The organism is Vibrio ishigakensis (genome assembly GCF_024347675.1).
Lineage (GTDB): Bacteria > Pseudomonadota > Gammaproteobacteria > Enterobacterales > Vibrionaceae > Vibrio > Vibrio ishigakensis.
In genome coordinates this window covers 2,247,439-2,266,997 of sequence record NZ_AP024881.1, presented here as the reverse complement: position 1 = coordinate 2,266,997, position 19,559 = coordinate 2,247,439, and the positions used below count along the sequence as shown (strand labels likewise).

Here is a 19,559-nt window from a genome sequence, read left to right as displayed (position 1 = left end):
ATTGATGACTAGTTAACCATCAAGCGAGGAATAGTGTCGTCACTACGCAGAGTAAGCACTTCACAACCGTCTTTGGTAACAACGATAGTATGCTCCCACTGTGCAGAATTCTTGCCATCGCCGGTGTAAACAGTCCAGTTGTCTTCACCGTCGATAGAGCAACCGAATTTACCTGCGTTGATCATTGGTTCGATAGTAAAGCACATACCTTCCTTCAGAACGCGGCGGTCGAAGTTTTTGTAGTGAACAACCTGAGGTTCTTCATGGAACTCATTGCCGATGCCGTGACCACAGAAGTCTTTTACGATAGAGAACTTGTTGCGTGGGTTCTTCTTGTTGTTCTCTTTGATGTACTTCTCGATAGCGGTACCGATATCACCAACGGTAGCACCAGGTTTTACTTGCTTCATGCCAAGATACAGAGCTTCTTGAGCTACCATGCACAGGCGCTTGTCTGCTGGAGCAACATCGCCGATTAGGAACATCTTAGAGGTGTCACCATGGTAGCCTTTCGGACGAACGCTTAGGTCGGCATTTTCGTCATCTGGGATGATTACCGTGATGTCGATATTTACGATGTCTCCGTTTTTTAGAACCGCTGGCTTATCTTGACCGTTGCTACCTTTAGCATCAGTTTCTGCTGGAATGCCGTGGCAAACGATATGGTTAATAGAGGTACAGATCGATTTTGGGAAACCGTGATAATCAAGAGGTGCGGAGTAGGCCCCGTTCTCAAGGGTAAACTCGTGACAGATGCGGTTTAGCTCTTCAGTGGTTACACCCTCTTTCACATGGGGTTCAATCATCTCAAGAACTTGTGCAGCCAGCTTACCAGCGGCGCGCATTTTCTCTATTTCAGCTTCGGTTTTGATTTTAATCGACATGCACTACTCAGTTTATTCGCTTCAAGTTGCGGCTATTCTAACAATCTCTTTATACGGCGCAAATGAAAATCAAACTCAAACCCAGTCTAGGGGAAATAATTTACTGGTAATTTGCTCGGTTTTTATGGTATAAAGCGCGCCGAGATGGAATCTGTTTTCTTCCAGCTAAAGCTAGGGCGAAGCAGAAATCCGTTTCACATAACTTTATTTTTAATTCACACACATTTCGTCACATGTTTCGGGGTGCCCAAGAACTCATAGAGTTTATGAGGTCGAAACCATGGGAAATGTGGAGGCCTAACCCCATAGAGGATTTTAAAATGGCAACTGTATCAATGCGCGATATGCTAAAAGCTGGTGTTCACTTCGGTCACCAGACTCGTTACTGGAACCCAAAAATGAAGCCATTCATCTTTGGTGCTCGTAATAAGGTTCATATCATCAACCTAGAAAAAACTGTTCCAATGTTCAACGAAGCTCTAGCTGAAATTGCTAAAGTTGGCGAGAAAAAAGGTAAAGTTCTTTTCGTTGGTACTAAGCGCGCTGCATCTGAAGCTGTTAAAGAAGCTGCAATCGCAAGCAACCAATTCTACGTTAACAACCGCTGGTTGGGCGGTATGCTAACAAACTACAAAACTGTTCGTCAGTCTATCAAGCGTCTAAAAGACCTAGAAGCTCAAGCTCAAGACGGTACTTTTGAGAAGCTAACTAAGAAAGAAGCTCTAATGCGTACTCGCGAAATGGAGAAGCTAGAGAAATCTCTTGGTGGTATCAAAGACATGGGCGGCCTACCAGACGCTCTATTCGTAATCGATGCTGATCACGAGCACATTGCAGTTAAAGAAGCTAACAACCTAGGTATCCCAGTATACGCTGTTGTTGATACTAACTCTGATCCTGACGGTGTTGATTACATCATCCCAGGTAACGACGACGCTATCCGCGCTGTACAACTTTACCTAAACGCTGCTGCTTCAGCTGTAACTGAAGGTCGCAACAAAGACGTTGCTACTGCTGCTGACAAAGACGGTTTCGTAGAAGAAGCTGAGTAATAGCGGCTCCTAGCCACACTTAGTTTGTCGGAATACGACATACAATATAAACTAAGTGCTAGTATGCATCAGGGGCCCAATTTAGGCCCCTGAATTTTACCTTTTTGAATCAACTGAGGAATTAGAGAATGGCTGTAACTGCTGCTCTAGTAAAAGAACTGCGCGACCGCACTGGCGCAGGCATGATGGACTGTAAGAAGGCGCTGAACGAAACTAACGGCGACATCGAACTAGCAATCGAAAACATGCGTAAATCTGGTGCTGCTAAAGCTGCTAAGAAAGCAGGTAACGTAGCTGCTGAAGGTGCAATCATCATCAAAGAAGAAAACGGTGTTGCTGTTCTTCTTGAAGTTAACTGCCAAACTGACTTCGTTGCTAAAGATGAAAACTTCACAGCTTTCGCTGAAGAAGTTGCTGCTGCTGCTCTAGCTTCTAAAGCTTCTGTTGAAGAGCTAAAAGAGAAATTCGAAGAAACTCGTGTTGCTCTAGTAGCTAAAATCGGTGAGAACGTAAACATCCGTCGCGTACAGTACGTTGAAGGTACTGCACTTGCTGCTTACCGTCACGGTGAGAAGATCGGTGTTGTTGTTGCTGGTGAAGGCGACGCAGAAACTCTTAAGCACGTTGCAATGCACGTTGCTGCATCTCGTCCTGAGTTCGTTAACCCAGAAGACGTACCAGCTGACGTAGTTGAGAAAGAGAAAGCGGTTCAAGTTGAGATCGCAATGAACGAAGGCAAGCCTGCTGAAATCGCTGAAAAGATGGTTATCGGCCGCATGAAGAAGTTCACTGGCGAAATCTCTCTAACTGGCCAAGCGTTCGTAATGGAGCCTAAGAAATCTGTAGGCGAAATCCTTAAAGAGCGTGGCGCATCAGTTTCTTCTTTCGTTTGCCTAGTAGTAGGTGAAGGTATCGACAAAGGCGAAGAAATGAGCTTCGCTGACGAAGTTGCTGCAGCGCAAAAAGGTTAATCATTAGCCTTAAGCGAACACATAGAGACCGTGGCAATTGCTACGGTCTTTTTATGAAAGGGTATCCAAATTTAGCAGTGCTGAATGTAGACTAAAAAGCTATCAGCTATCAGCTATCAGCTATCAGCTATCAGACAGCTGAAGGCTTACGGCTTAAAGCTTGATTCTAGTCTCTATTCACGACTGTTAATCGACAAACTGACTTGGTAGGTATACTCCATGACTACAAACCCAAAACCGGCGTATCAGCGTATTTTGTTAAAACTGAGTGGTGAAGCACTTCAAGGTGATGAAGGCTTCGGCATCGATCCAGCGATCTTGGATCGTATGGCCCAGGAAGTTAAGGAGCTTGTAGAACTTGGCGTAGAAGTGGGTGTTGTTATCGGTGGTGGTAACCTTTTCCGCGGCGCAGGTCTGGCTGAAGCAGGTATGAACCGCGTAGTGGGTGACCACATGGGTATGCTAGCAACAGTAATGAACGGCCTAGCAATGCGTGACGCACTGCACCGTGCTTACGTAAACGCACGTGTAATGTCAGCTATCCCTCTTAAGGGTGTGTGTGACGACTACAACTGGGCAGACGCTATCCGTGAACTTCGTCAAGGCCGTGTAGTTATCTTCTCTGCAGGTACAGGTAACCCATTCTTCACAACTGACTCTGCTGCATGTCTACGTGGTATCGAAATCGAAGCTGACGTTGTTCTAAAAGCAACAAAAGTTGACGGCGTATACAATGCTGACCCTGTGAAGAACCCAGACGCTGAACTTTACTCAAACTTGTCGTACAATGCTGTGCTAGAGCAAGAGCTAAAAGTTATGGACCTTGCTGCATTCACACTAGCGCGTGACCACAAAATGCCGATCCGCGTGTTTAACATGAATAAACCAGGTGCGCTACGTCGTGTAGTGATGGGCGAATCTGAAGGTACCTTGATCACCGAAGCATAATTCCGCGAATCAAGACCCAAATCAAAAATAATTATAGGTGACATCGTGATTAACGAAATCCAACAAGATGCTCAGCAGCGCATGGAAAAAAGCGTTGAAGCACTAAAAACCACTCTTTCTAAAGTACGTACTGGTCGTGCACACCCGAGCCTACTTTCTGGTATCTCGGTTGAGTACTACGGCGCACCAACGCCTCTAAACCAAGTAGCTAACGTAATCGCAGAAGACGCACGTACTCTTGCTATCACAGTATTCGACAAAGAGCTTGCTCCTAAAGTTGAAAAAGCAATCATGCAGTCTGACCTAGGTCTAAACCCAATGTCTGCTGGCACTGTAATCCGCGTTCCACTTCCACCGCTAACGGAAGAGCGTCGTAAAGACCTAGTTAAGATCGTTCGTGGTGAAGCTGAAGGCGCTCGTGTTGCTATCCGTAACATCCGTCGTGACGCAAACAGCGACTTTAAAGCGCTTCTAAAAGATAAAGAAATCTCTGAAGATGAAGATCGTAAAGCACAAGACGAAGTTCAAAAACTAACTGACGCTGCTGTTAAGAAAGTAGACGAAGTACTTGGTGCTAAAGAAAAAGAGCTGATGGAAGTTTAATATTTCCGCCTCTTGTAGATACAAAACGCTGCCCTACTGTGCAGCGTTTTTTTCTGCTATTATCTCCCACCTGTTTCATTTTATTGATCTTTTATGTCTGACATTCCTCTCTCCAATGCTGCGCTTCCGCAACATATTGCCTTCATTATGGACGGTAACGGTCGCTGGGCTAAAGCTCAGGGTAAGCCGCGTGTATTCGGCCATAAAAAAGGGGTTAATGCGGTAAGAAAAACCATTACTGCAGCAGCAAAACTTGGGGTTAAAGCGGTAACTTTTTTCGCATTTAGTAGCGAAAACTGGCGTCGTCCAGAGGAAGAAGTTAGCTTGCTAATGGATCTCTTCATCACTTTGCTTTCTAAAGAAGTAAAGCGACTGCACAAAAACGACCTTAAGCTAAGAATCATTGGTGATAAGAGCCGTTTTTCTCCTAAACTTCAGGAAAAAATCGCTGAGGCAGAGGAGCTGACCAAGAACAACCAAGGCTTGGTGATTAACGTTGCGGCTAACTATGGCGGCAAGTGGGATATCGTTCAGGCAACTCAGTCACTGGCACAGCAAGTGGCCAAGGGTGAAATCCAGCCTAGTGATATCAACGAACAGCTGATGTCAGGCGCACTTAGCCTGTCCGATCTACCTGAGGTGGACCTGCTGATTCGCACCAGCGGTGAGTCACGTTTAAGCAACTTCTTGTTGTGGCAGGTGGCTTATGCGGAGTTCTACTTCTGTGAAACGCATTGGCCAGATTTTGATGAGGATACCCTCTCTGAGGCGATCTCATGGTTTGTGAATCGTGAGCGCCGCTTTGGTTGCACCGGAGAGCAGATCAAAGCACTAATGGATCAAAAATAAGGAAAGTCTTTTGAAGCAACGCATTATCACGGCACTGATTCTTGCGCCCCTAGTTATCCTTGGGGTATTTATGCTGCCGCTAACGGGCTTTATGTTAATGCTCGGATTTATCACCCTGCTAGGACTGTGGGAATGGACCCAGTTTGTTGAGATGGGTACCCGAGCGCAAAAGATGGTCCTGCTATTTGCCAGTTTTTTAATCCCGTTCCTATTCATCCCAGAAAGCACATTAAAGCTTTCTGAACTTAGTGGTGCGCTGCTAATAATCGTAGTCGCAGGCGCTATATGGTGGCTGGTGGCAAGTGCACTAGCGATCACCTACCCGAAATCTACTCCAGCCTGGAAAGATTCAGACCTACTGCGTTTTGTATTTGGCGTACTGACTCTGGTTCCTTTCTTCTGGAGCATTGCAGCCCTGCGCGCTATCGATATCGATACTGACTTTTACTACGGTGCCAAGCTTGTGATGTACGTATGTGCTCTAGTTTGGGCTGCAGACAGTGGCGCTTATTTCGCAGGTCGTCGCTTCGGCAAGCATAAGATGGCACCTAGCGTGAGCCCGAACAAGACCATTGAAGGTCTGATTGGCGGTATTATTGTAGCCATGCTTATCGGCTGGGGCTTAACCCATTGGTTCGGATTGGAGTTTTCAACCCCTTGGCTAATGATGCTGCTCACCCTAGTGACTGTGGTGATTTCAGTATTAGGTGATCTGGTTGAAAGCATGTTCAAGCGCGTTGCTGGCATCAAAGATAGCAGTAACATCATTCCTGGCCATGGCGGCGTTTTAGACCGTATCGATAGCCTAACAGCTGCCTTCCCTGTATTTACTGTGCTTTACTTTATGTTGCAGTAGTAACGGTCTGATTCGATATGCAAAGACTCTCCATCCTTGGAGCTACAGGCTCTATAGGCACAAGTACCCTTAAGGTTGTAACGCAAAATCCTGATCGCTATCAGGTTTTTGCCCTTGGTGCTGGCAGCAACGTACAGAAGATGGTGCAGCTGTGCCGTCAATGGCAACCTGAATATGCGGTAATGGCTGACGATGCAGCTGCCTTAGCCCTGCGCAATGAACTTGCTTCAATCGGTTTGAAGACACGTGTTCTCTCTGGTGATGAGGGCATGTGCTTTATCGCCTCTGCACCAGAGGTGGATATGGTGATGGCGGCTATTGTTGGTGCTGCTGGTCTTCTTTCTACCATGGCGGCGGTGCAAGCAGGCAAGCGTGTATTGCTCGCTAACAAAGAAGCTTTGGTGATGTCTGGTCAGCTGTTTGTTGATGCTGTTAAGCAATATGGCGCTGAGCTTATGCCAGTAGATAGCGAACACAATGCCATCTTTCAGTGCTTGCCAGAATCAGTTCAAACTAATCTAGGGCACTGTAGTCTAACTGATGCAGGGGTAGAGCGCATTCTACTCACAGGTTCTGGTGGCCCATTCCGCTACTCTGCGATTGAAGAGCTAGCAAGCGTTACCCCTGAACAAGCCATTGCACATCCAAACTGGTCTATGGGGCCTAAGATCTCTGTAGACTCTGCGACTATGATGAACAAGGGCCTTGAGTACGTTGAGGCACGTTGGCTGTTCAATACTAACCGCGAACAACTAAAGGTGGTGGTGCACCCACAGTCGGTGATTCACTCTATGGTTCAGTATAAGGATGGCTCAACGCTTGCGCAGATGGGTGAGCCAGATATGTGCACCCCGATCGCATTAACGCTTTCTTACCCAGAGCGCGTACAAGCGGGAGTTAAGGCGCTTGATTTTACCCAAGTGGGTGAACTGACCTTTATGCAGCCTGATTTCTCCCGTTATCCTTGCTTGGAACTAGCAATTGAAGCTTGTTATAGTGGTCAGCACGCAACGACAGCGCTAAATGCAGCCAATGAGATTGCCGTTGAGGCATTCTTGGGACGTCAGATTGCATTTACCGATATCGCCAAGGTAAATGCAGCGGTAATGAACAAGGTTTGTGCAACTGAGCACGCCAGAGAATTGGATAGCTTGGAAAGCTTGATTGAGCTAGATAGAATGGCGCGAATTTTAGCGAGAGAGCATCTAAGTTAAGGGTGGATCCTATGACTTCCGTATTATGGAACTTTGCGGCATTTGTTGTCGCCCTTGGCATTTTGGTTGCAGTGCATGAGTACGGCCATTTTTGGGTCGCCCGTAAATGCGGTGTAAAGGTACACAAATTCTCTATCGGTTTTGGTAAATCTATCTGGAACAAGATAGGTAAAGACGGAACCGAGTACTCCATTTCTGTGATTCCGCTTGGTGGCTACGTCAAGATGCTCGATGGTCGAGTTGATGAAGTGGCTGAGCATGAAAAACACCTCGCCTTTGACCAAAAATCTCTCTCTCAACGCAGTGCTATTGTCGCTGCCGGTCCAATCGCCAACTTTTTATTCGCTATAGTTGCTTATTGGCTGGTCTTTTTGATTGGTATTCCAGCGGTTAAACCAGTAATTGGTGACGTAACGCCCAACTCTATAGTTGCCGAAGCAGGAATTTTGCCAGGCATGGAACTAACGTCGGTGAACGGCGTCAAAACCGCAGATTGGGAGTCGGTCAACATGGGGCTGGTAGCCAAGATTGGCGACGATAGCATGACCATGACCCTAACCTCGCCAGATGAGCTTGGGCTTGAGAAGCAATATACGCTGGATTTGCGTGAGTGGTCGTTTGACCCTGAAACCGAATCGGCAATGTCGACCCTTGGCTTTAGACCCTATTCACCTGAGATTTATCTGACCCTTGCTACGGTGCAAGAGGGGGGGGCAGCAGATCAGGCTGGCCTTGAGGTTGGTGACACGATTTTGTCAGTAAATGGCGAGTCTGTGACACAGTGGCAAGAGTTTGCCACCATTATCCGCGATAATCCGGGGCGCTCTTTAGAGCTGGCAGTGGATAGAAATGGCTCCGTTGAGCGTTTGACTTTGATTCCGGGTGAGCGCAAAGGCCGAAATGGCGCAATGGGCTTTGCTGGCATCTCACCAACTGTGGATGAGTGGCCGGCTGATTATCGCTTTGACCTGCGTTTTGGCCCGATAGAAGCTATCGGCAAAGCAGCAGAAAAAACAAAACAGGTTATTGGTCTAACCCTAACCATGCTGAAGAAGCTGGTAACAGGTGATGTTGGCTTGAATAACTTGAGCGGCCCTATCTCTATAGCCAAGGGAGCGGGAGCCACAGCTGATTATGGTATTGCCTATTTCTTAGGATTTTTGGCCCTGATCAGTATTAACTTAGGAATTATTAACCTGATGCCTTTGCCAATTTTGGATGGTGGGCATCTGATGTTTTTCGCAGTCGAGGCTGTGATTCGTCGTCCGGTACCAGAAAAAATCCAAGATATGGGGTACCGAGTTGGGGGCGCGATCATCTTTGCTTTGATGTCTATTGCGATCTTAAACGATTTTATGCGCCTGTAATTTAAGCGACAGCGTGTTTTGATAGGAAATTAGTAGTCGATATGTCGTTAAAACGTTTACTGCTTACCGCGTTACTTCTAGGCAGTAGTGCAGCGCACGCTGCGGGAAACTTCGTAGTAGAAGATATTAAAATTGAAGGCCTTCAACGTGTTGCACTGGGTGCAGCTTTGCTTGAAATGCCAGTTCGTGTGGGTGATAACGTAGGCTCAAAGGATGTCTCCGAGATCATCAAATCCCTGTATCAATCGGGTAACTACGAAGATGTAAAGGTATTGCGTGATGGCAATGTGCTTGTGGTGCGTGTAAAAGAGCGCCCAACGATTGCTAGTATCTCGTTTTCCGGTAACAAGGCTATCGAAGAAGAGCAGTTAAGTCAGAACCTTAACTCTTCAGGTGTACGTGTGGGTGAAGCCCTAGACCGTACTGCTCTTAGCACTATCGAAAAAGGTCTTGAGGACTTCTATTACAGTGTGGGTAAGTACAACGCTTCTGTACAAGCTGTAGTTACGCCACTTCCTCGTAACCGTTCTGACCTTAAGTTTGTCTTCTCTGAGGGCGTATCTGCAAAAATCAAGCAGATCAACTTCATTGGCAACGAGGTGTTTACCGATTCTGACCTCCTTTCCCGCTTCAACCTAAACGTAGACGTGCCTTGGTGGAACTTCCTTGCTGATGATAAATATCAGAAACAGGTTCTAGCGGGTGACCTTGAAGCGTTGAAGTCTTACTACCTTGACCGTGGTTACTTGAAGTTCAAGGTGGACTCTAGCCAGGTTGCGATCTCTCCAGATAAGAAGGGTGTGTATATCACGCTATTCCTAGACGAGGGTGAGCAGTACAAGGTTGAGAATGTAGAGGTTCGCGGCGAGCTGATCGGTAAACGCGAAGAATTCGAAGGCATGAACCCATTTGAAAAGGGCGATGTCTACAGCGGTGCTTCGGTAACTGCGATGGAAGAATCCATCAAGCGCGTTTTGGGTGAATCAGGCTACGCCTACCCAGAAGTTCGCACCATCCCTGAATTCGATGACGAGAACAATACTGTATCTCTGGTAGTGAATGTTGAACCCGGTGCGCGTATCTATGTGCGTGATATCCGCTTTGTAGGTAACAACACTACTAAAGATGAAGTGCTGCGTCGTGAGATGCGTCAGATGGAAGGCTCATGGCTGAACTCTCGCTCTCTTGAGACAGGTAAAACCCGTCTAAACCGTCTGGGTTTCTTTGAGACTGTAGATGTTCAAACTGCACGTGTTCCTGGCACCACTGACCAAGTAGACGTTATCTACACGGTTAAAGAGGCCAACTCAGGTAGCGTAAACTTTGGTGTCGGTTATGGTACTGAGTCAGGTATCAGCTTCCAGGTAGGTCTACAACAAGACAACTTCTTAGGTACGGGTAACCGCGTTGGTATCAACGCTATGATGAACGACTACCAGAAGAACGTGAGCCTTGAGTACCGTGACCCATACTGGAACCTAGATGGTGTGAGTTTGGGTGGTAAGATCTTCTACAACATGTTTGAGGCATCTGAAGCGGGTATCGTCGACTATACCAACGAAAGTTATGGTGGCTCTCTAACCTGGGGTTTCCCATTCGATGAATTAAACTTCTTCGAGCTAGGTATAGGTTATACCCACAACAGTCTGTCCAACCTTGACCCTTATGTTCAGATCGAGAAATTCCTGCAGTCTCAGGGTGATAACTATGATCCGATGAATAACACTCTGGATACAGACGATTTTGATATTTCTCTGACTTGGACGCGCAACAATCTGAACCGTGGTATTTTCCCGACTTCGGGTAACCACCAACGCCTAACCACTAAGGTGACGGTTCCGGGTTCAGACGCACAGTACTTCAAGATCCAGTACGATGCGCGTCAATACTTCCCATTGAACCAGAAACAGAGCTTTGCACTTCTGTTCCGTGGTCGTCTAGGTTACGGTAATGGTTATGGTAAAACGGATGGTAACGACAACCTGTTCCCATTCTATGAAAACTTCTACGCAGGTGGTTTCACTACTCTACGTGGCTTTGGTTCGAACTCAGTTGGTCCAAGAGCGGTTTACAATGACCCGACTGGCTGTTCTGGTGGTGTAGGTGGTAACAACCCATGTTACTCCGCAACAGATGAATCAGCGGGTGGTAACGCCACCATGCTAGGTAGTATGGAGCTTATCGTTCCAACACCATTTGCAAGTGATGCCGTTCGAAACCAAATTCGAACCAGTCTATTTGTTGATGCTGCAAGTGTTTGGGACACTGAGTTCCAAGACGTAGCAATCGACCCTAACTTACCGGGTTCAGAGTACTACTATGACTACTCTGATCCATTCGCATTCCGTGTCTCTGTTGGTGCGGCGGTGCAGTGGATGTCACCGATGGGACCTCTGGTCTTCTCGTTGGCAACTCCTATTGAAATCTATGAAGGCGATGACGAGGAAGTCTTTACCTTCACCATTGGTAGAACCTTCTAAAACTTGAGGATAAAATTTTGAAAAAACTGATCAAAGCAGCTGGCCTGAGCCTAGTAGTACTGAGTTCTTCGTTGGTTGCCCACGCAGCTGAAGCCGCTCAGAAGGTTGCCTATGTGAATACAGCACAAATTTTCCAGGAGCTTCCACAGCGTGAAGCGGTACTGAAAAACCTTCAAGACGAGTTTAAAGATCGCACTGCTGAGCTAAAGGCTCTTGAAACTAAGATCAAATCTAAGGTTGATCAAGCACGTCGTGATGCTGAGCTTCTAGGTGATGATGGTGTTCGTCAGATCCAAATCGAGATCGCTGGTCTTGAGGCTGAGTACAAGCTAAAAGGTCAATCTCTAGAGCGTGACGGCAAGCGTCGTGAAGCTCAAGAGAAGCAAAAACTGTTCAAGGCTATCCAAGACGCAGTAGCGAAAGTAGCTGAGAAAGAAGGCATTGATATGGTTGTTGACGCGCAAGCGCTTCAATACGCTAAGCCTGAACTAGACCTATCTCAAAAAGTTATCGACGAGCTTAAGTAATCGACTATGACAACACTGACTCTAAAACAACTCGAACAAATTACAGGCGGTACCCTGCACGGTGATGCAGAGGCGACTGTCTCTTCTGTGGCGGCTATGGACAAGGCGCAGCCAGGGCAGGTGACATTTATGTCTAACCCTCGCTATAAAAAGCAGCTTGCCGAGTGTCAGGCGTCAGTGGTTATGGTTAAAGAGAGCGAGCTCGAGCTGTGCACGGGTAACGTACTTGTGGTCGCTGACCCTTATGTTGCCTTTGCTAAAGTTGCACAAGCGCTAGATGTGCCAGAGCAGCCAGCAACAGGTATCTCAGAAGCGGCGTTTATCGCTGCAGATGCGACCCTAGGCGAGAACGTTTCGGTTGGTCCTAATTCGACCATCGAATCTGGCGCAGTAATTGGCGACAATGCGTCTATCGGTGCCGGTGCTTATATTGGTCGCAATGCCAAGATCGGTGCTGGCACTCAGGTATGGGCTAACGCTACCATTTATCACCATGTTGAAGTGGGTGAGAAGTGCGTATTCCATTCTAGCTGTGTGATCGGTGCCGATGGTTTTGGCTATGCTAATGAGCGTGGCGAGTGGATCAAGATCCCTCAAACTGGCACTGTAAAGATTGGCGATCGCGTTGAGATAGGTGCAAGTACTACTGTAGACCGTGGTGCTCTTGAAGATACCATCGTTGAGAGCAACGTTATCCTAGATAACCAAATCCAGATTGGTCACAACGTACATCTAGGCTACGGCTCTTGCATTGCAGGTGGTACTGTTGTCGGTGGTAGCACACACATCGGTAAATACTGTATCATTGGCGGCGGCGCAGCGATTTCAGGCCATCTAGAGATTGCTGATGGCACTATGATTTCTGGTAGAGCTATGATTCTTAAGAGTATTTCCGAAAAAGGAGTGTACTCTTCAGGCATGCCAGCACAGCCTAACCGTGAGTGGCGTAAATCTGTGGCGAGACTGAATCGTCTAGAAGATATGCTCAACCGGTTGAATGAATTAGAGAAAAAAGTGAACTCTTAATTCAATTCATAAAAATAAAGGCCTGCATAATGCAGGTCTTTTTAGTTCAAGTGACCTCAAGTTGCAGGTAAGAAATTTGACAATTTCTGTCCGAAACGTGCACCTTGAAGTAGCTTGGGTATATAATTCCCCATAAAATAAAGTATTACACGTAAGGAACTACACTTTGACTTCTGAAAAAAAGACCATGGATATTACGGAAATTCAAGCACTTCTACCGCACCGCTATCCATTTTTGCTACTAGATCGCGTTACGGACTTCGAAGAAGGCAAATATCTAATTGGTTTGAAAAACGTGACTTTTAATGAGCCACAGTTTACAGGTCATTTCCCGCAACTTCCTGTTTTCCCTGGTGTACTAATCCTAGAAGCTATGGCGCAAGCGACTGGCCTTCTAGCGTTTAAAACCTTCGGTGCACCAAAAGAGAACGAGCTTTACTATTTTGCGAGTGTCGACCAAGCTAAATTCAGAAAGCCTGTAAGTCCTGGTGATCAAATGATTATCGAAGTGGAACTACTAAAGAACCGTCGTGGCATCGCTATGTTTAACGGTGTTGCTAAGGTTGACGGTGAAGTGGTGTGTTCTGCTGAATTGAAATGTGCCCGTCGAGAATTCTAAATATGATTGATCCTTCTGCAAATATTCACCCTACTGCAGTTATTGAAGGCGATGTAAAAATTGGTGCTAACACCACCGTCGGACCGTTCACTTATATCAGTGGTAACATTGAAATCGGTGAAAACAACGAGATTATGTCGCACGTTGTGATTAAAGGTCACACCAAGATTGGTGATGGCAACCGTGTATTCTCTTTCGCTATTTTGGGCGAAGAGAACCAAGACAAGAAATATCAAGGTGAAGACACCAAGCTTATCGTTGGTGACCGTAACGTTATTCGTGAAAGCGTGCAGATGCACCGCGGTACTATCCAAGATAATGGTATTACTCAAGTGGGTAGCGATAACCTGTTCTGTGTTAACGCACACATTGCTCACGACTGTACTATCGGCGACAACGTTATCCTTGGTAACAACGCGACCCTTGCAGGCCACGTGACCGTTCAAGACTACGTTATCCTTACTGCACTAGTGCCTGTACACCAGTTCTGTACTCTAGGTGCACACGCCTTTATTGGTGGCGGTTCTACCGTAGCTCAAGACGTACCTCCATTTGTGATGGCACAAGGTAACCACTGTAGCCCTATCGGCATCAACTCTGAGGGTATGAAGCGTCGTGGTTTTGAGAAGCAGGATATCCTTGCGGTTCGTCGCGCATTCAAGACTTTGTATCGCTCAGGCCTAAGCCTAGATGAAGCGAAGGAAGAAATTGCTAAGAGCGCGGAAGAGTTCCCAGCGGTTAAATCCTTCCTTGACTACCTAAACAACGATGTGAAGCGTGGCATTATCCGCTAAGCCTTGTTGATTTTATTGCTTTTAAAGATCGCTGTTTTCGGCGATCTTTTTGTTTATAAAGGAGTGTGATGCCATGAGTCGACCTTTACGCATTGGCATAGTGGTAGGCGAGTTGTCGGGGGATACCCTAGGCGAAGGCTTTATCAAAGGGATCCAAGAGCAATACCCAGATGCTGAGTTTGTTGGTATCGGTGGCCCTAAGATGCAAGCGTTAGGCTGCAAGAGTTTGTTCGAGATGGAAGAGCTTGCGGTTATGGGACTGGTAGAGGTTTTAGGCCGCCTGCGTCGCATCCTGCATATCAAGCGTGAGCTGGCCAAGTATTTCAAAGAGTGGCAGCCGGATGTGTTTATCGGTATCGATGCCCCTGATTTTAACCTGCGCCTAGAGCTTGAACTCAAGCAAGCTGGTCTTAAGACGGTTCATTATGTGAGTCCATCGGTTTGGGCTTGGCGTCCAAAGCGTATCTTTAAGATAGATGCGGCTACCGATCTGGTGTTGGCATTCTTGCCATTCGAGAAAGCCTTCTACGATAAGTACAATGTTGCCTGTGAATTTGTCGGTCACACCCTAGCTGATGCCATCCCGCTTCACTCTGATAAGCATGAAGCGCGTGAGCGATTCGGTTTGGACCAAGAGCGCCGCTATATGGCCGTACTCCCGGGCAGCCGTCGCGCTGAAGTGAAGCTGCTTGGTGCCGATTTTATCGGTGCCTGTAAGCTGATTCACCAGAAATATCCGGATATTGGCTTTATCGTCTCTGCAGTAAATCCAGTGCGCCGTGCTCAGTTTGAGGAAATCTGGAAGCAAGAAGCTCCAGAGATTGATTTCCATATCATCGAAGAGAACTCTGCACGTAACGTGATGGCGAGTGCGGATTTTGTGCTCTTGGCTTGCGGCACTGCAGTACTTGAAGGGATGCTAGTCAATCGTCCTATGGTGACCGCTTATAAGGTGAATAAGATCTCTGGCTTTATCGCTAAGCGCATGATGCTAAACAAATACTACAGCTTGCCGAACCTGCTAGCCGATGAAGAGCTAGTGGAAGAGTACATTATGGAAGAGTGTTATCCAGAGGCTCTTGCTACCGCGCTTGAAAAGATAATAGATGGCGATAACAGCTATGTGCAGAACAAGTTTACTGAAATGCACGAATGGATTCGTAAAGACGCTGACCGTCAAGCAGCCAAGGCTGTACTGAATCTAATTGGAAAATAAATGAGTAAAGATATCTTTGAACCCTTTGAGTATCCTCAAGGTTTTCAACTGTTTGCTGGTGTAGACGAAGTGGGTCGTGGTCCATTAGTGGGTGATGTGGTGACCGCTGCAGTTATACTAGACCCAAACAATCCCATCGAAGGGTTGAATGATTCCAAGAAACTGACTGAGAAAAAGCGTTTGGCTCTGTTTCCTGAGATCAAAGAGAAAGCTCTGGCATGGTCTGTAGGCCGCTGTTCACCCGCTGAGATTGATGAGCTTAATATCCTAAATGCTACCATGCTGGCGATGACGCGCGCCGTTGAAGGTCTATCGGTACAGCCAGATTATGTGCTTATCGATGGCAACCGAGTACCAGAACTTCCTATGCAGGGGCAGGCCGTGGTGAAGGGAGACCTTCGTGTTGCTGAGATCAGCGCTGCTTCTATTATCGCAAAGGTAGTGCGCGATCATGAGATGGAAGAGCTCGACAAACTTCATCCAGAATTTGGCTTTGCCAAACACAAAGGCTATCCAACTAAGGCGCACTTTGAGGCTATCGAGAAGCATGGTGTAATAGAGCAGCACCGCAAAAGCTTTAAGCCAGTGAAGCGCGCTTTAGGGTTAATTGATTAAGAGAGTAGTAAGCACCAATGACAGAGCCTAGGTTTATTCATCTTCGTGTCCATAGTGACTTTTCCATGGTGGATGGCTTGTCCAAAGTGCCACCTTTGGTTAAGAAGGTGGCCGAGATTGGCATGCCTGCCGTTGCCCTGACCGATTTTACCAACCTGTGTGGATTGGTTAAGTTCTATAACACGGCGCATGGCTGTGGGGTCAAACCTATCATAGGTGCGGACTTTACCCTGCAATCTGCTGCTTTTGGTGATGAGCTTACTAGCATTACGGTCCTAGCAGCCAATAACCAAGGCTATAAGAACCTAACCCTGCTTATCTCCAAGGCTTATCTTCGTGGCCATGTTCAGCATCAGCCTGTTATCGATAAAGAGTGGCTAGCTGAGCTCAATGAAGGGCTTATTATCCTTTCCGGTGCCAAGAATGGTGAAGTAGGGCGCGCGCTTTTAAAGGGTAACCCTAGCCTTGTCTCGGACAGTATTGCCTTTTATCAGCAATACTTCCCAGATCGTTTCTATCTAGAGCTAACCCGCACTGGTCGTGTTGATGAAGAGAGCTATCTTCACTTCGCTCTAGAATGCGCTGAAAAATATGACCTGCCTGTGGTTGCGACTAATCAGGTGGTTTTCCTTACCGAAGAAGACTTTGAAGCGCACGAGATCCGCGTAGCTATTCATGATGGCTTTACCCTAGAAGACCCGAGACGTCCTAAGAACTACAGTGCTCAGCAATACCTTCGCACCGAACAAGAGATGTGCGAGCTGTTTGCGGATATTCCAGAGGCACTGCAAAACAGCGTGGAGATTGCCAAGCGCTGTAACGTCACCGTTCGCCTAAACGAATACTTCCTACCCGCATTCCCAACCGAGGGTATGGAAGAGACCGAATTCTTGGTAATGAAATCTCGAGAGGGCCTAGAAGAGCGCCTCGAGTTTTTATTCCCTGACCCTAAGGTGCGTGAAGAGCGTCGTCCTGAATACGATGATCGCCTGCAGATCGAGCTAGACGTTATCAACCAAATGGGCTTCCCAGGCTACTTCTTGATCGTAATGGAGTTCATCCAGTGGTCTAAGGATAACTTTATCCCTGTAGGCCCAGGTCGTGGTTCAGGTGCGGGCTCGCTGGTGGCGTATGCCCTCAAGATCACAGACCTCGATCCCCTTGAATATGACCTACTGTTCGAACGATTCTTGAACCCAGAGCGTATTTCCATGCCCGACTTCGATGTCGACTTCTGTATGGATAAACGCGATCAGGTTATCGACCACGTTGCCGAGATGTATGGCCGTGATGCGGTATCTCAGATCATCACCTTCGGTACCATGGCAGCAAAAGCGGTTATCCGTGACGTTGGCCGTGTGCTGGGTCACCCATATGGCTTTGTTGACCGTATCTCTAAGCTGGTGCCGCCAGATCCAGGTATGACCCTAGCTAAGGCATTTGATGCCGAGCCTCAGCTTGGTGAGCTCTATGATGCCGATGAAGAGGTAAAAGAGCTTATCGATATGTGTCGCATCCTAGAGGGGTGTACACGTAACGCCGGTAAGCACGCAGGTGGTGTTGTAATCTCGCCAACCACCATTACCGATTTTGCGCCTATCTATGCGGACTCTGAAGGCCACTTCCCAGTTACTCAGTTCGATAAGAATGACGTAGAAACCGCCGGTCTGGTTAAGTTTGACTTCCTAGGTCTGCGTACTCTGACCATCATCGATTGGGCCTTGGCGCTGATTAACCCTAGGCTTGAACGTGAGGGTAAAGACCCGGTTCGAATCGAGTCGATTCCGCTTGAGGATGAAGCCTCGTTCCGTCTACTACAGAATTCTGAAACCACGGCGGTATTCCAGCTTGAATCCCGTGGCATGAAGGAGCTTATCAAGCGTCTGCAACCAGACTGCTTTGAAGACATCATCGCACTGGTGGCTCTGTTCCGCCCAGGTCCGCTGCAGTCGGGGATGGTAGATAACTTTATCGACCGTAAGCATGGTCGAGAGGCGATCTCCTACCCAGATGAAACCTGGCAACACGAATCTCTAAAAGAGACCCTAGATCCGACCTACGGTATTATCCTCTATCAAGAGCAGGTAATGCAGATCGCGCAGATTTTGGCGGGCTATACCCTAGGCGGCGCGGACATGCTTCGCCGTGCAATGGGTAAGAAAAAGCCTGAGGAGATGGCTAAGCAGCGCGGTACCTTTAAAGAGGGCGCGGAGAACAACGGTGTTGATGGCGAGCTAGCCATGAAGATCTTCGACTTGGTAGAGAAGTTTGCAGGCTACGGTTTCAACAAATCTCACTCGGCTGCTTATGCTCTGGTTTCTTATCAAACTCTGTGGCTAAAGACACACTATCCGGCTGAATTCATGGCGGCGGTAATGACCGCGGATATGGATAACACCGAGAAGGTTGTGGGCCTTGTCGATGAATGTCTGCGTATGGGACTTAAGATCCTACCGCCAGATGTGAATGTGGGTCTGCATCGCTTTAACGTGGATGAGAATGGCGCCGTGGTTTACGGTATTGGTGCTATCAAGGGCGTGGGTGAAGGCCCAATCGAGAGTATCATTGAGGCGCGCAACTCCGGCGGTCATTTCAAAGACCTATTCGACTTCTGTGCCCGCATAGACCTTAAAAAGTGCAACAAGCGCGTGATTGAAAAGCTTATCCAAGCAGGTGCGTTAGACAGATTGGGTCCTCATCGCGCGGCTATGATGGCTTCGGTCGATGACGCCGTGCGTGCTGCTGGTCAGCACAACCAAGCGGAAGCCTTTGGTCAGTCCGATATGTTTGGTGTTCTAAATGATACTCATGCTGGGGTTGAGCAGGCGTATGCCCAGGTACCAGCATGGCCTGAAAAGGTATGGCTCGAGGGGGAGCGCGAGACCCTTGGCCTTTATCTGACCGGACACCCGGTGAATGAGTACCGCAAAGAGCTAGCTAAATACACTAGCTGTCGTTTGAATAATGCCACACCGACCCGACGCGATCAGTCAGTGACTCTCGCAGGACTAGTTATTGCCGCTCGAGTAATGACCACCAAACGTGGTACGCGCATCGGAATTATGACCCTAGACGACAGATCTGCACGAATTGAGGTGATGCTTTTCTCGGATGTGTTAGAAAAGTATGCAGATTATGTAGAAAAAGATAAAATTGTGGTGGTTTCAGGACAGGTCAGCTTTGATGATTTCAATGGTGGCCTTAAAATGACGGCGCGCGAGGTATTGGATCTTGGCCAAGCCCGCGAAAAATTTGCCTCAGGACTCTCACTGTCGATCTCAGAGTCGCAAATCGACGCTCAGTTTTTCCAACGCTTTGGAGAAATCCTTGAGCCGCATCGTGCAGGCACGGTGCCAGTAAATATTTATTACCAACGAGCAGACGCTAGGGCTAAGTTGAGCTTGGGCGTGGAATGGCGAGTAACGCCATCGGATACCTTGTTGGACGATTTAAAGCAGCTACTTGGTCAAAGCCAGGTAGAACTCGAATTTAATTGATGATGGAACCAACTGTCATCAGCAGTAACGAATGAAGGAAT

General features: G+C 47.5%; 17 protein-coding genes. 16 read left to right on the top strand and 1 reads right to left on the bottom strand.

The annotated features are described in order from the left end of the window. Window positions 1-8: 8 nt before the first annotated feature. The gene (map, locus tag Pcarn_RS10370) at window positions 9-884 is read right to left on the bottom strand and encodes a type I methionyl aminopeptidase (protein ID WP_261833796.1); all 876 of its coding nucleotides are present in this window, start codon (window positions 882-884) and stop codon (window positions 9-11) included. 320 nt (window positions 885-1,204) lie between these two features. Here map and rpsB point away from each other — a divergent pair, with 320 nt between their 5' ends. From rpsB to dnaE, 16 genes are all read left to right on the top strand, one after another. Beyond that, on the top strand, window positions 1,205-1,936 hold the full coding sequence (gene rpsB / locus Pcarn_RS10365; RefSeq protein ID WP_261833795.1) for a 30S ribosomal protein S2: 732 nt from the start codon (window positions 1,205-1,207) through the stop codon (window positions 1,934-1,936). A gap of 128 nt (window positions 1,937-2,064) precedes the next feature. Then, complete coding sequence (gene tsf, locus Pcarn_RS10360) at window positions 2,065-2,907, top strand: translation elongation factor Ts (protein ID WP_261833794.1); 843 nt, start codon at window positions 2,065-2,067, stop codon at window positions 2,905-2,907. Window positions 2,908-3,126: 219 nt separating this feature from the next. Further along, on the top strand, window positions 3,127-3,855 hold the full coding sequence (gene pyrH / locus Pcarn_RS10355; protein ID WP_261833793.1) for a UMP kinase: 729 nt from the start codon (window positions 3,127-3,129) through the stop codon (window positions 3,853-3,855). Between the two features lie 45 nt (window positions 3,856-3,900). Then, the gene (gene frr / locus Pcarn_RS10350; RefSeq protein WP_261833792.1) at window positions 3,901-4,458 is read left to right on the top strand and encodes a ribosome recycling factor; all 558 of its coding nucleotides are present in this window, start codon (window positions 3,901-3,903) and stop codon (window positions 4,456-4,458) included. Window positions 4,459-4,551: 93 nt separating this feature from the next. Then, window positions 4,552-5,307, top strand: a complete 756-nt coding sequence (locus tag Pcarn_RS10345) for an isoprenyl transferase (RefSeq protein ID WP_261833791.1) — start codon at window positions 4,552-4,554, stop codon at window positions 5,305-5,307. A gap of 10 nt (window positions 5,308-5,317) precedes the next feature. Further along, a complete protein-coding gene (locus Pcarn_RS10340; RefSeq protein ID WP_261833790.1) occupies window positions 5,318-6,163 on the top strand; it encodes a phosphatidate cytidylyltransferase in 846 nt (281 codons plus the stop codon). Between the two features lie 17 nt (window positions 6,164-6,180). Further along, window positions 6,181-7,377 (top strand): 1-deoxy-D-xylulose-5-phosphate reductoisomerase, encoded by a 1,197-nt coding sequence (ispC, locus tag Pcarn_RS10335; protein WP_261833789.1) that lies wholly within the window; start codon window positions 6,181-6,183, stop codon window positions 7,375-7,377. A gap of 11 nt (window positions 7,378-7,388) precedes the next feature. After that, window positions 7,389-8,744: a sigma E protease regulator RseP gene (gene rseP, locus Pcarn_RS10330; RefSeq protein WP_261833788.1), complete on the top strand. Its 1,356-nt coding sequence runs from the start codon at window positions 7,389-7,391 to the stop codon at window positions 8,742-8,744. Between the two features lie 41 nt (window positions 8,745-8,785). Continuing rightward, window positions 8,786-11,224, top strand: a complete 2,439-nt coding sequence (gene bamA / locus Pcarn_RS10325) for an outer membrane protein assembly factor BamA (protein WP_261833787.1) — start codon at window positions 8,786-8,788, stop codon at window positions 11,222-11,224. Between the two features lie 17 nt (window positions 11,225-11,241). Then, the gene (locus tag Pcarn_RS10320) at window positions 11,242-11,751 is read left to right on the top strand and encodes an OmpH family outer membrane protein (RefSeq protein WP_261833786.1); all 510 of its coding nucleotides are present in this window, start codon (window positions 11,242-11,244) and stop codon (window positions 11,749-11,751) included. Between the two features lie 6 nt (window positions 11,752-11,757). After that, the gene (lpxD, locus tag Pcarn_RS10315; protein WP_261833785.1) at window positions 11,758-12,777 is read left to right on the top strand and encodes a UDP-3-O-(3-hydroxymyristoyl)glucosamine N-acyltransferase; all 1,020 of its coding nucleotides are present in this window, start codon (window positions 11,758-11,760) and stop codon (window positions 12,775-12,777) included. Window positions 12,778-12,964: 187 nt separating this feature from the next. Then, complete coding sequence (gene fabZ, locus Pcarn_RS10310) at window positions 12,965-13,396, top strand: 3-hydroxyacyl-ACP dehydratase FabZ (protein ID WP_261835670.1); 432 nt, start codon at window positions 12,965-12,967, stop codon at window positions 13,394-13,396. A gap of 2 nt (window positions 13,397-13,398) precedes the next feature. Then, complete coding sequence (gene lpxA, locus Pcarn_RS10305) at window positions 13,399-14,190, top strand: acyl-ACP--UDP-N-acetylglucosamine O-acyltransferase (RefSeq protein ID WP_261833784.1); 792 nt, start codon at window positions 13,399-13,401, stop codon at window positions 14,188-14,190. A gap of 73 nt (window positions 14,191-14,263) precedes the next feature. Then, complete coding sequence (lpxB, locus tag Pcarn_RS10300) at window positions 14,264-15,406, top strand: lipid-A-disaccharide synthase (RefSeq protein ID WP_261833783.1); 1,143 nt, start codon at window positions 14,264-14,266, stop codon at window positions 15,404-15,406. Then, window positions 15,407-16,021, top strand: a complete 615-nt coding sequence (rnhB, locus tag Pcarn_RS10295) for a ribonuclease HII (protein WP_261833782.1) — start codon at window positions 15,407-15,409, stop codon at window positions 16,019-16,021. A gap of 17 nt (window positions 16,022-16,038) precedes the next feature. Continuing rightward, window positions 16,039-19,518, top strand: a complete 3,480-nt coding sequence (dnaE, locus tag Pcarn_RS10290) for a DNA polymerase III subunit alpha (RefSeq protein WP_261833781.1) — start codon at window positions 16,039-16,041, stop codon at window positions 19,516-19,518. Window positions 19,519-19,559 lie beyond the last annotated feature (41 nt).